11 protein-coding genes, 1 tRNA gene and 1 pseudogene are annotated in these 12,550 nt (G+C 37.2%); 10 read left to right on the top strand and 3 right to left on the bottom strand.

What is annotated here, in order from left to right; all coding sequences use genetic code 11:
* The 4 genes from JP39_RS08880 to JP39_RS08865 all read left to right on the top strand — a co-directional run bounded on the left by JP39_RS08880 (position 1) and on the right by JP39_RS08865 (position 2,396).
* Positions 1–1,227, top strand: a complete 1,227-nt coding sequence (locus tag JP39_RS08880) for a DEAD/DEAH box helicase (protein WP_048699343.1) — start codon at positions 1–3, stop codon at positions 1,225–1,227.
* Between the two features lie 47 nt (positions 1,228–1,274).
* Positions 1,275–1,348 (top strand) — tRNA-Arg (locus JP39_RS08875).
* A gap of 308 nt (positions 1,349–1,656) precedes the next feature.
* A complete protein-coding gene (locus JP39_RS08870; RefSeq protein ID WP_041500609.1) occupies positions 1,657–1,839 on the top strand; it encodes a hypothetical protein in 183 nt (60 codons plus the stop codon).
* Positions 1,840–1,889: 50 nt separating this feature from the next.
* A complete protein-coding gene (locus JP39_RS08865) occupies positions 1,890–2,396 on the top strand; it encodes an acyl-CoA thioesterase (RefSeq protein WP_041500607.1) in 507 nt (168 codons plus the stop codon).
* Positions 2,397–2,606: 210 nt separating this feature from the next.
* Here JP39_RS08865 and JP39_RS08860 read toward each other — a convergent pair whose 3' ends face one another.
* Positions 2,607–3,038, bottom strand: coding sequence for a MarR family transcriptional regulator (locus JP39_RS08860; protein WP_041500605.1), 432 nt, complete (start codon positions 3,036–3,038; stop codon positions 2,607–2,609).
* 158 nt (positions 3,039–3,196) lie between these two features.
* Here JP39_RS08860 and JP39_RS08855 point away from each other — a divergent pair, with 158 nt between their 5' ends.
* The 5 genes from JP39_RS08855 (at position 3,197) to JP39_RS08835 (ending at position 9,231) form a co-directional block, all read left to right on the top strand.
* The gene (locus JP39_RS08855) at positions 3,197–3,646 is read left to right on the top strand and encodes a DUF3290 family protein (RefSeq protein ID WP_041500603.1); all 450 of its coding nucleotides are present in this window, start codon (positions 3,197–3,199) and stop codon (positions 3,644–3,646) included.
* An 8-nt stretch (positions 3,647–3,654) separates the two neighbouring features.
* The gene (locus JP39_RS08850; protein WP_041500601.1) at positions 3,655–4,284 is read left to right on the top strand and encodes a DUF421 domain-containing protein; all 630 of its coding nucleotides are present in this window, start codon (positions 3,655–3,657) and stop codon (positions 4,282–4,284) included.
* Between the two features lie 259 nt (positions 4,285–4,543).
* Complete coding sequence (locus tag JP39_RS08845; protein WP_041500600.1) at positions 4,544–6,004, top strand: multicopper oxidase family protein; 1,461 nt, start codon at positions 4,544–4,546, stop codon at positions 6,002–6,004.
* A gap of 1,011 nt (positions 6,005–7,015) precedes the next feature.
* Positions 7,016–8,392, top strand: a complete 1,377-nt coding sequence (gene ltrA, locus JP39_RS08840; protein WP_048698678.1) for a group II intron reverse transcriptase/maturase — start codon at positions 7,016–7,018, stop codon at positions 8,390–8,392.
* 182 nt (positions 8,393–8,574) lie between these two features.
* Complete coding sequence (locus JP39_RS08835; protein WP_041500379.1) at positions 8,575–9,231, top strand: YczE/YyaS/YitT family protein; 657 nt, start codon at positions 8,575–8,577, stop codon at positions 9,229–9,231.
* A gap of 464 nt (positions 9,232–9,695) precedes the next feature.
* On the opposite strand, the pseudogene JP39_RS08830 reads toward JP39_RS08835, so the two are convergent.
* Positions 9,696–10,148: pseudogene (locus JP39_RS08830) on the bottom strand (GGDEF domain-containing protein); the annotation flags it as partial.
* A 21-nt stretch (positions 10,149–10,169) separates the two neighbouring features.
* A complete protein-coding gene (locus tag JP39_RS08825) occupies positions 10,170–10,901 on the bottom strand; it encodes a hypothetical protein (protein WP_048698694.1) in 732 nt (243 codons plus the stop codon).
* Positions 10,902–11,176: 275 nt separating this feature from the next.
* Here JP39_RS08825 and JP39_RS08820 point away from each other — a divergent pair, with 275 nt between their 5' ends.
* Positions 11,177–12,520: an FAD-dependent oxidoreductase gene (locus JP39_RS08820; protein ID WP_041500381.1), complete on the top strand. Its 1,344-nt coding sequence runs from the start codon at positions 11,177–11,179 to the stop codon at positions 12,518–12,520.
* Positions 12,521–12,550: the final 30 nt, after the last annotated feature.

The following is a 12,550-nucleotide window of genomic DNA, read 5'->3' as shown; positions in this document are numbered from 1 at the left end:
TTGGAAATACCAAAATTATATCAAGACTACTTTAAAGCAAATCAATTTGAAACATTAACTAAGATTCAAGAGGCTGTCTACATGCCTTTCAAAGAAGGTAAAGATTTAGTAGCTATGGCACCAACAGGTTCAGGTAAGACATTAGGTTTCGTGATGCCAATGCTAGAAACCTTGGTTCCTAAAGACGGACTCCAAGTTTTGATCTTGGAACCTTCACAAGAATTAGCCATGCAAGTTCGTGATGTTATTCAACCACTTGCTAAGTTAATCGACTGTAAAGTTCAAGCTTTGACAGGTGGTGCTAATCCCACACGTCAATTGAAGAAATTGAAAGAAAAACCTGAGATTATCGTTGCTACATTAGGACGTTTGAACGAGTTAGTTGAATCTCGTAAAGTGAAATTAGGTAAAATCAATACAGTTATCGTCGATGAAGCCGATGAAATGTTGAATGAATCAAAACTTGAAAGTGTTCGTAGTACAATTTCACAAATGCCAGCTGATGTTCAAATGACTTTCTTTTCAGCTACTGGCAACGATATTTTCCAAGACATGCACAAGTGGTTTGGACAAGACTTCTTAGTAATCGATCAACGAAATGATACGAGTTATACAGCCGGTATCAAACATTATTTTGTGGATGCCAATAATGAATTTATTAAGAACGCAATTTTAAGAGAATTAGCTCATAACAAGAAATTCTTGGGTATCGTCTTCTTCAGTAATTCACGTTCGCTTCACAAAGCTATCAGTGACATGAACCATAATAAGACTAACTTTGTTTCACTCGATAGTAAGATGTCTTCACAACAACGTAAAACGGCGTTACAACTATTCTCAACTAAGAAAGTTAACTTGATGTTAACAACTGATGTAGCGGCTCGTGGTATGGATATTGACGATATTAATATGATTGTTAATTACATGATGCCTCGTGATGACAGTGAATATATTCACCGTTCAGGTCGTACAGGTAGAATGGGTAAGAGCGGTAACGTAATTACTTTTGGTAACAGCCATGATATGAGAAACTTGCAAGATATGGTCGAAGCTGACATTACTAAGGCTTATGTTGACCACGAAGGTAAGCTTTCAAAGAAACCTGTTTTTGACAAGACTAAGCGTCATAACGCTACAAAACCACAAGAAAAAACAAGCAAACCTAAGAAACGTTTACGTGATCAAAAGAATAAAGGTAAGCGTAATTTCCATAAGAAACAAGATTAATTTAGTATCTGCACACTTTTTGAGTTAAAATAAGAAGTGTGTTTTATGGTCCCTTGGCCCAGTTGGATAGAGCAACTGCCTCCTAAGCAGTAGGTCCCCGGTTCGATTCCGGGAGGGATCAGTTATCAGACGATAAATCAAAAATAAACCGTAATCAATTGTTGATTATGGTTTATTTTTTCAATATATTGATTTGTCGTCTCGTCTCCAGAGCTGAGAACATTTACCTGCTATGCGGACCGGTCCGAGCCGGAGTGCGGTCTCGGACCTCGATTTTGAGCTCCGCAAAGTACGCGAATCTCAAAACTCGCCCGGTGGTGTAATGGCTAAAGCCATAACGCCACACCCACAGCGGGTAAATATTCTCAGCTCTTCCGACTATGGAATTCATACTATAAAAATTAGTGAATATCGTATGAGGTGTTATATATGAAAAAATCATATAAAGATGTTGATACCAAAATGGAACTTAATTTAGTGAATAAATCATCAAGCTATTTTAAATCAGATACTTATAATTTAGAAAATATTTTGGCTAAGAAAGAAATTGAATCTGGAAAGTTGAAAAAATTTAAGTTTATTGACGAATTATGGAATGATTTAAACGATTAGGCATTATTTAAAAATAGAATTTATATTAGTAAAATAAAGGCGGTCAAATAATGGAAACAATCAAATGTAGTCAAACACTTTCAATCAGTAATCATCGGGTATTTTCATCTGATTTGAATGAACATAATACAGTTTTTGGTGGCAGAACGTTAATGACCATCGATGATAACTCATCCATAGCGGCGTCACGTGTAGCCAGAATTGAGACAGTTACTGCTTCTATTGATCAAGTAAACTTCATATTGCCATTTGGATTGCAGGATTCAATGTGCACTGAATCGTATGTTTCCGGTGTCGGAAGCCGTTCAATCGAGGTTTTCACTAAGATTATCGGTGAACATTTGAAGACTGGTAAAAGATTTTTGGGATTAACATGTTTTTCAACCTTCGTTGTAACGGATAAGAGTGTTGTTTTACCGGGAATTGTTCCTGATAATGATGAAGCAGAATATGTTTGTAGCGGATATCATGAAAGACAGGCTGAAAGATTGGCTAAGTTAATGAAACAAGAGAAGTTTAATCAGAATATTAGTTTGAAGTTTCCTTGGCAAGATTAAGAGAGGGTGAAGACAGGGCGGTCAGCTCCCGAGGATTAAGACTACTTTCTCAGTTGGCTGCGTAGCAGACAGCAGAGAAAGTTGACTTAACCGGAAGGAGTTGCCCTGTCGTAGCCTGTTTTAGAGCCACTGCCTATATATAAGAGAAACCAAAAGAGAGCCAGTAATCACAAAAAGTGTGTTTACTAGCTCTCTTTTTTTAAAATTAGTTTAATCTTCAGCTTGAGTATTGGTATTTAAAATCATATCTCTCAAAGCTAAAAAGTCCGAATTACTGAAAAATTTATTTAAGACATCATCAACGACAACTGAGGCTTCTTTAAAATGTTTGATACCAGAGTTGGTGATTTTCAAGCAGACTTCCTTTTGATTATCTTCACTGTGATAGCGCACGATAGGCTTGCAATCTTTATTCTCCAATCGAACTGCCATGCGAGAGACGGCGGCGGAACTGAGTTCCAATGAGTCCTTAATTTCTAACAGACTTGCTTTGGAATCATATTGATCGTAGAGATAATGGAGAAAACTAAATTCAACAGGTGATAAATCATATTTAATCAGAGCTTTTTCCAACTTGATTTGAATATCATTTTCGAAGTGTTTCATATTTAACCAAGTACAGAGATTGGAATTATTATCCAAAATAATCACCTCTTATAAAAATTATTAACTTTCATGTATTATGAAACTTATCTGTTGCTTGCGCAAGCAAAGAAGACTAGGAATGTTCAAACTCATATGCGTTATAAAGAATGCTTTTTTGCTATACTGGACGTAGAAAAATAGACGAGGGGATTTATATGAATTTTTATTCTTATCAATATTTAATTGACCACAATAATGAACCTAATTTCTTATTTATTATAGGAATTATCATTTTGGCAGCGGCCATTTTCATTACGAGTCTTTTGTACTTCAGAAATCGTTCGGATAATAAATACCGAGATCTGCTGATAATTTTTGCCTTAGGAATAATTTTATTTATTGGTATAAATTACAACAATTATGAGCAACAACTTGATGTTAACAACAAGACTAACCAGACTTTAGAATTGATGCGCTCGGTTGCCAAGGATAAGAAACTTTCGACGAAAAATCTTTATTCGAATAGTTCCAGTTTGAACGAAGGTATGTTGATAAAATCTGGCAACAATATTTATCGGGTCAGTTTCGATAATAATCAGAGTAGTTATACGTTGACGAAGGCCAATATTATTAGTTCGCAAGAAATTAAATTAATTAATAAGTAGGTGACAAAATGGTTCTATCATATGGAGATTTAACTTTAAAGTTTATTATTGGATTTCTCTTCATGGTTTTACAGATTAACCTCTTTGGTCGTGGCAATATTGCTCCAACTAGTGCGATTGATCAGCTTCAAAACTATGTTCTTGGTGGAATTGTCGGTGGTATGATTTACAACTCTGCTATTACTATTTTACAATTTTCACTGGTTTTATTAATTTGGACGATGGTCGTTTTTATAGCTAAATTTATGACTAATCATAATAATCTCTTTAAAAAAGTGATTGAAGGAACACCACAGTTAATTATTAAAAATGGAAAAATCGATGTTGATTTGGCGTTACGTAACGGTCTATCCGCCAATGATTTATCATTTAAACTCCGTCAGGCCGGGGTTATGGATGTTAGAAATGTTAAACGTGCAGTCTTTGAACGTAACGGTCAATTGACTTTAGTTATGAAAAATGAAGACAGTATTAAGTATCCAATCATCTTGGATGGAAAAATTGACGCTGACGAGTTGAGCAGCATTCATAAAGATGATGAATGGCTAGAGACTGAGTTAAAAAAGCGTAATTTAGAAATATCTGAGGTTTACATGGCCAATTATATTGATAATCAGTTAATTATTTATGAATACTAAATATTCCGTAATCGCATACAATTAGGCTTAACTGTATTAAAATGGAGTCGTATCAAAAATTTGGTGGTGATAACATGGCAGGTGGATCTAAAGTGTTCTCTGTTCTCATGCTAATTTTTTATGCAATTTTATTGTATTTTGTCTTCGCTGATAAAAACATGATTGCGATGTATATGATGGCTATTGGCATGTTTGTAGAGGCTTTAGTAAATTGTATTTTCACGTTTCGATCAAAAACTAAATAGGGTGGCGATTATAAATGTCAGAATCACAAGTTTACACGGATTACTTTTTTGATGAACCAGTATTTGATTTGCACGATGGTGGGTATGTTCCACTAGAAAAGGCCGATGTACCAGATAAGCCTTTGAATATTCCTGCTGCTTTGAAGCCTGATAAGGTGGATGGCAACGATGTCTATTACACAATTACTGCACAGGAAGGTGAAACTCAAATTTTGCCCGGTGCTAAAACTAAGACTTGGGGATACAATGCCTCATTGCTTGGTACTACGATTGTTTTAAAGCAGGGTGTTCACTATCATGTACACCTCGTAAATAAGTTGCCAGAAGTTACTACTTTCCACTGGCACGGTTTGAATGTTACCGGACCAATTGTTGATGGTGGCCCACACGCTCCAGTTTATCCAGGTGGCAGTCGTGATATCGACTTTACCTTGGATCAACCAGCTCAAACTGATTGGATTCACCCACATCCATGTCCAAATACAGCTCGCCAAGTTTGGAATGGTTTGGCCGCAGCGGTCGTTGTGACTGATGATGATGAAGCTAAATTACCTTTCCCAAGAAATTATGGTGTTGATGATATTCCCGTTATTTTACAAGATAGAAGCTACCACGATAATCAACTAGATTACAAAGCTGACTATGATATGGATGGTACTTTGGGTAAATATGCGCTTGTTAATGGCACAATCAATGGTGTTTTCAACGTTACAACGCAAAGAGTTCGTCTCAGAATTTTGAACGGCTCTAACCGTCGCGAGTGGAGACTACACTTTGATGATAATCATGAATTTACTCAGATTGCTTCAGATGGCGGTACATTGCCTGAACCAGTTAAATTGACTAAGTTGATGTTAACTTGTGCTGAACGTGCTGAAGTTATCCTTGATTTTGGTGACAAAAAGCCTGGCGATGTAGTGACATTGATGACTGACGATATGCCAATTATGAAGTTTAAGATTGGTGATTATAAACGTGAAGACGTTGAATTGCCAGAACACCTTACAACTATCGATGCACCAAAGGTTACTCCAGGATTACCCGTTACACGTACCGTTATGTCAGGTATGGATGACAAGGTTCGTCTTGATGGCAAACTCTTTGATATGCAAAGAATCGACCGGAAACAAAAGATTGGCGATACTGTTCTTTGGGACGTTGTTAATACCAACGATATGAATGGCGGTATGATTCATCCATTCCACATGCACGGTTGCCAATTCCTAGTTCTTAGTCGTAACGGTAAAGCTCCATATCCTAACGAACATGGCTGGAAAGATACAGTTGGTGTCAATGCTGGTGAAACTGTCAGAATCGCTGTTCAATTCACTAAATTTGGCGTTTACATGTATCACTGCCATATCCTTGAGCATGAGGATACGGGTATGATGGCTCAAATTGAAGCTTATGATCCTAATGAAAAGCACGAATATCACTTAATCAGTATGGACGAAATGCAACATCCATCTAAATAGTCTTTGGTATTGAAGGACTGCCGCCTCCGGGTGACTGAGATTTCAGCCTGCTGTGGGACCGGCTCGAGCCAAAGGGCGGTCTCGACCCTCGATTTTGAGCTTCGCAGAATACGCGAATCTCAAAATCGTCCTGTATTATAACGGCGTTGCCGTTACAATACATTTCACTGCTGGCTGAATCTCAGTCACCCGGAGGCTAGGTATTCTTTAATAATTTGATATTTAGTCGATATTTAATTTCGTAGTATTGATGTATATAAATTTAAATATAATTCAAAAACCAATCCCAAAAATATGTTTGAGATTGGTTTTTTTAATCAATTGCTGAAGTTCAAAAAATATAAGTTGGATATAATTGTGGTTGTAGGTTATTCAAAAATTGCAAATTATTCAGAATAATTTTTATTTGATTATTTATCCAATTAAAGAACTAGTCGGAAGAGCTGAGAGTATTCATCAGTAGCGAAAGTGGCGTTATGGCTTTAGCCATTACACCACCGGGCGTGTTGGAGACTTTCCGGTCTTTGGATAGGCTTCAACCGAGGTTCGAGACCGCTCTTTGGCTCGGACCGTTCCGCGGTGCGCCTGGCATGGGCGTTAACTTAGAGGTGAAAGTCCTCTGTGAACCGTAGTAGTCGGAATCACTAGCTTAGGACAAGGGTGTCCATCGTGAGGTGGAATCTGAAGGAAGTCCAAGGCAAAGTACCGAGCTGATGTACAAGAAGTGGCTATAAGGCTGGATTTGCAGGATAAGGGTGCCGCGGAATTCAAATCCGATCACTACTGCAAGGGCAAATCAAGTAGAGCCAACAGCTACATGGTACGAAAGTTAACGTTCTTACCCAGGGAGGTCTGTATCGAATGTCTGGCAAGGACTCGAAATGAGTCCTACAGACAAATTAGGCCGTGATGTCTAACTGAACGATGCAGAAGTCAGCAGAGGTCATAGTAGTCGCTTTGCGACGAAGGACTGAACATTAATAATTCTTTTCGATATTGGAGGTGGAAGCGATGCGACAATCGCAGAAAATAGAATGTAAATTCGACCATTTTAATGCTCACATATGTGAGCAAATGATGGTACGTAGCGCCGCTTCTGGCGAAAATACGAATAAGAATGGCATTTCATTTAAGCAACTAGTTTTAGATGAAAATAATCTCAATAGAGCCTATAAGCGAGTCAAGGAAAACAAGGGTGGAGCTGGCATAGATGGAATGACTGTCTATGACTTGTTCGACTATATTCGTAAGAACAAGGAAGCACTACTTAAGTCCTTAAGTGATTCAACTTATAAACCTAGCCCCGTCAAAAGGGTAGAAATACCTAAGCCAAATGGGACTATGCGTAAGCTTGGTATACCAACAGTCTTCGACCGTGTGGTACAACAAGCAGTGGCGCAGGTTATGAGCCCTATCTTTGAGAAAATCTTCTCTAACAACAGCTTTGGATTTAGACCAAATCGAAGTGCCCATGACGCAGTAAAACAGGTTGTGAGTTTTTACAAGCAAGGCTATCACGTTGTGATAGACCTTGACCTAAAGTCTTACTTCGACACGGTGAACCATGATTTACTTATCAAGTTCATCAAGCAATATACTGATGATGAATGGTTGTTAAATCTAATTCGTAAGTTCCTAACCAGTGGCGTAATGGATGGAAAACTATTTCAAGAAATGGAAAAAGGTACGCCTCAAGGCGGTAACCTTTCTCCACTCTTGGCCAACATATATTTAAATGAGCTGGACAAGTTATTGACCACCCGTGGTCATAAATTCGTCCGCTACGCTGATGACTGTAATATTTATGTCAAAAGTAAACGAGCAGGAAGAAGAGTCCTGAATAGTATTTCAAGGTTCCTAGAAAGTGGTTTAAAGCTAACTTTAAACCAAGAAAAGACCAAAATTACAGTGCCAACAAAGTCAAAGTTTTTAGGATTCTCTTTAGGCTTTACCAACAAGGGCGTATGTTTACGCCCGAGCTATCAAGCCGAAAAGAGGGTCAAGCAATCGCTAAGAAAACTCACAAAGAGGAATCGAGGTCGAAAGCTTGAAGTTATCCTGAAAGAAATAAGACAAAAGATGGTTGGATGGCTCAATTACTATGGAATTGGTGCGATGAAGGATTTTATCAGAAAACTTGATTCTTGGTTGCGAGCACGTATTAGACAATATATTTGGAAGTCATGGAAAAGACCCAAAGCAAAGTATAGGAAGTTGGTTAAATTAGGCGTGACACGGCGTCAAGCGTTTATCTGTGCAAACTCCAGTAAAGGATACTGGCGAACAGCGCACAGCAGTGTGGTGCAACACGCCCTAAGCAAGAAAAAGCTAGAATCTTTTGGCCTAATAGACATGACCAAAAGACTCCAGTCTTTGCAAAATGCTTAAATTAATGAACCGCCGTATACGGAACCGTACGTACGGTGGTGTGAGAGGTCGGTATCGTGAGATACCTCCTACTCGATCAACAGATGAATACTCTCAGCTCTGGAGACGGCATCATTAAAAAAGTAAAGAAAGTATGCCATAATGCTGTATATAAGCTTTTTACTTGAGGGAAAAGAGATTTTATTGTGAAACAAGGGAATTTTAAAAAACGTTTGGGTTATCTGACATTCGCCATTGTCTTAGATGCCTTTGCCAACTCATTAATGATTAATAGTAATATGGGGAGTGCTGTTTGGACGGCTTCTGCGGTCAATATCTCGCACCTCTTACATTCGACCTATGGTACGACTTTATTCGTTTACGCGGTTATTGTGACTGTTGTGAATCAATTTTTGCTAGGGAAGTTTGATGGACATATTTTCTTATCCAATTTACTATTCTCGCTGCCATTTAGTTATTTGGTTGGGTTCTTTTCAATGATACTTGATCCGTTCCAATTAAATGCGTTACCAATCGTTTTGAGGCTGTCTGTGGACGTTTTGGGATTGATTGGTGTCTCGGTCGGGACTTCCATTTATCAACGTTGTAATTTGATTCAACATCCTAATGACGAACTTGCATATTTACTCCGATTCAAATATTTACATGGGTCAGCTGGCTGGGGACAATTATTCAGTTATACGCCACCGGTGATCATTATGATTATTTGTTATTTTATAACTGGACATATTTTGTCAGTCGGAATTGGAACCGTATTAGCGATGTTTTTCCAAGGAATTGTAATCGGATACTCTGATAAGATTGTGTTACCATCGTTAAAGCATCATTACTCATTTTAAGATTTGGTAACAAACTAGTTAAAAGTCTGTAAATATTAATAAATTTATACCGAAAAGAGTTAAAATTATTTGTTTATTCGCTTGCGATAGAAGTCGGTATGGTTTAGTATGACTAGTAGGGACTACCAGATTCAAAAACAACTGATTCCTTCCCGACGGTGAGATTAATTTCTCACTATTTTTTTGGGAAAAAAACAAAAAAACGACACTAGCAATCAAAAATGATTGCTAGTGTCGTTTGCTTTATTGGTATTAGGAACATATTTAAAGGGAGCTTAAAGTTAATAATGTCAGTCGGAGAATACAAGAAAAATCCATCAGCAGTGCAGGTGGTGTTAGGTCGTAAGATCTTACTCCACCGACGTATTTTGAGATTCGTGGTTTATGCGAAGCTCAAAGTCGAGGCGCGAGACCTTGGCTCGCACCGGTCGCACGGCAGATGGATCTTTTCTTGTATTCGGAGATTATTCCTCAGCTAAATCATCAAAGTTATATGTAACGCCTTCAACTGTCAAACGGTTACGACCAGAGTTCTTTGATTCATAAAGGAACTGATCAACTCGGTTGAATAAATCGTCGAAGTCATTGTCGGTCTGCTTTAATTCAGAAATACCGAAGGATATGGTGATATCCAGGCGCTGACTCTTGAGAACTAGAGGTGTATTGACCAACGTATTACGTAAATCGGATACGATAGGAATACATTCAGATGGCTTTTTACCACGGAAGATAATGATGAATTCCTCACCACCAAAACGGAATAATTGTCCTTTAGTATCAGTGAGAAACATTTCTCTTTCCATAGTGTGAGCTACGTGTTTCAAAACTTCATCACCAGTTGAGTGACCGTACTCATCGTTAAATTCCTTGAAATGGTCGATATCAAACATTGTGACTGTTAGTGGGACTTCTTCTTTGGAATAGGTTTCAAAAACTTCCTATGAGGTTTTATCAAGGTTAGCACGGTTCCTGACGCCTGTTAGTTCATCATAGTTTACCTGAACTTGTAAATCATTGTATGTCAACATTGTATCTTGCAGCTTGCGAGCACAGAATCGAATAATCGTCATGTAGATTAAGAAAACACCCAACATGTTGAGAATTTCGTAAGCTGGGAAAGTATGATCTGTCCAAATTAGGACCCACCATGCTAAACCGAACAATGTCTGCATACCAACGTATTTCCACTCATTGTCTTGCAACTTTTCCGTTTGATTGTAAATAAAAATGATAATTGCAATCAGGAATAAATAAGAAACAATGAATAAAGGTAAATCTTTGTTATTAAAGCGAGTTAAAATCTTTGCTTGGTAGTAAAGTAGTGGCATAAACAGGTTAATCAGCAAGGTGATTTTATTACGAATTAGGTACATACAGTAGAGCAAAATGGTTAATTGAGCATTGGCATAGAGCCAACCATTGTTGATGGTACCGCTGTTCAAGATAAAGAATATCTTTTCAAGCATAATCATACTGGAGGCTAATATCACACCCTCAATAACGTGAATTGCGACTCTTTGGTATAGCGGTGAAGATCTACCGATACGTCTTTCCAGCGAATAAGCGACAATAGTGATGATAGTAATTAAGCCAATCGTCACTAGGGTGATAATTGCTGAATTTATGTTTAGATAATTATTAACAATTTTTTCTAAAATATTGTCTGGCAAATTAAAACCTCAATTGCTTTTTATTTTGAATATTCAGATTTTTATATCAATTTCTATTATAACCGAAATAGTAATTTTATAAAATTTAGATAAAATCAATATCAACGAAATACTAAAAATTAATTATAATTTTTTAACTTACGTATAAATACTATACACTTATTTATTTATAAAAATATAGGGGTTATAATGAAAGAGTTAGTGAAGTTTTTTTAATTTATTGCTAAAAAATCATATTATAGTTTAAACAAATTATGAATTATGGGGTAAATTTTATGAAGGTTATCGTTGTAGGCTGTACACACGCTGGTACAGCAGCAGTTGAACAAATTTTACAAGATCATCCGGACACAGAAATTACAGTTTATGAACGTGATGATAATATTTCTTTCCTATCATGTGGTATCGCGCTTTATTTGGGTAAAAAAGTAAAGCACCTTGAAGATATGTTCTATGCTTCTCCTAAGGATCTAGAAAAAATGGGTGCCAAGGTACACATGAAGTATGATGTTTTGAAAATTGATTCAAAGAACAAGACTGTTATGTGTGAAAACATGAAGACACATGAAATTATCAATGACAGTTACGACAAATTAATTATGACAACGGGCTCAACCGTAGCAGTTCCACCAATTATGGGTATTTCTGATACTCGTATTTTAATGTGTAAGAGTTATGCACAAGCACAAGCCATTTACGAAACAGCTCAAAATCACAAGCATATTACCATCGTTGGTGGTGGTTATATCGGTGTTGAATTGGCTGAAAGTTATGCCAACACGGAACACGTTGTAACTTTGATTCAGTCACGTGGCCAAGTTTTAAACAATTATATTGATCAAGATATGTCACAAAATGTAATTGATTTACTAAAGAGTCATGGCGTTCACGTTTATTTGAATGAGAGAGTAACTGGTTTTGACCGTGATGATGATGACAATGTTTTAATTGAAACTAATGAAAAAGATCACCACGCTGATTTGGTTATCGTCTGTACCGGTTTTGTTGCTAATACAGAATTGCTACGTGTTCAAGTTGATATGGACCGCCATGGGGCAATTATTATTAACGACTATACACAAACATCAAATCCTGACATTTACGCTGCTGGGGATGCTTGTACCGTTAACTTTAACCCAACTGGAAAACCAGCTTACATGCCATTGGCTACAAATGCAATCCGTCAAGGTACTTTAGCCGGAATCAATATTTTTGGTGATATTAAAAAGTACATGGGAACTCAAGCCACATCAGCAATGGAATTATTTGGACACACGATTGCTTCAACCGGCTTAACTTTGAAACACGCGTTGGACAACGGAATAAACGCCGATGCCGTAATTTATCACGACTACTATCGTCCAAATTATATGCCTACTACAGAAATGTTGACGATTAAATTAGTTTACAATAAGGACAACCGTTTGATTCTTGGGGCTCAATTATTCAGTAAGCACGAAGTAGCCCAATCAGCCAATACAATCTCTGTCTGCATCCAAAATAAAAATACGATAGACGATTTGGCATTTATGGATATGCTATTCCAACCAAACTATGACAATCCATTCAATTATTTGAATTTAGTTGCACAACAAGCTGTTGCTAAAGAACGTAAATAAATTAAACATAAGCTCTGAATAAAGATTTCC

The sequence above is a fragment of the Companilactobacillus heilongjiangensis genome (assembly GCF_000831645.3).
GTDB classification, from domain to species: Bacteria; Bacillota; Bacilli; order Lactobacillales; family Lactobacillaceae; genus Companilactobacillus; species Companilactobacillus heilongjiangensis.
Note: the sequence above shows the minus strand (reverse complement) of the source record. Positions and strands in the feature narration are given on the sequence as shown.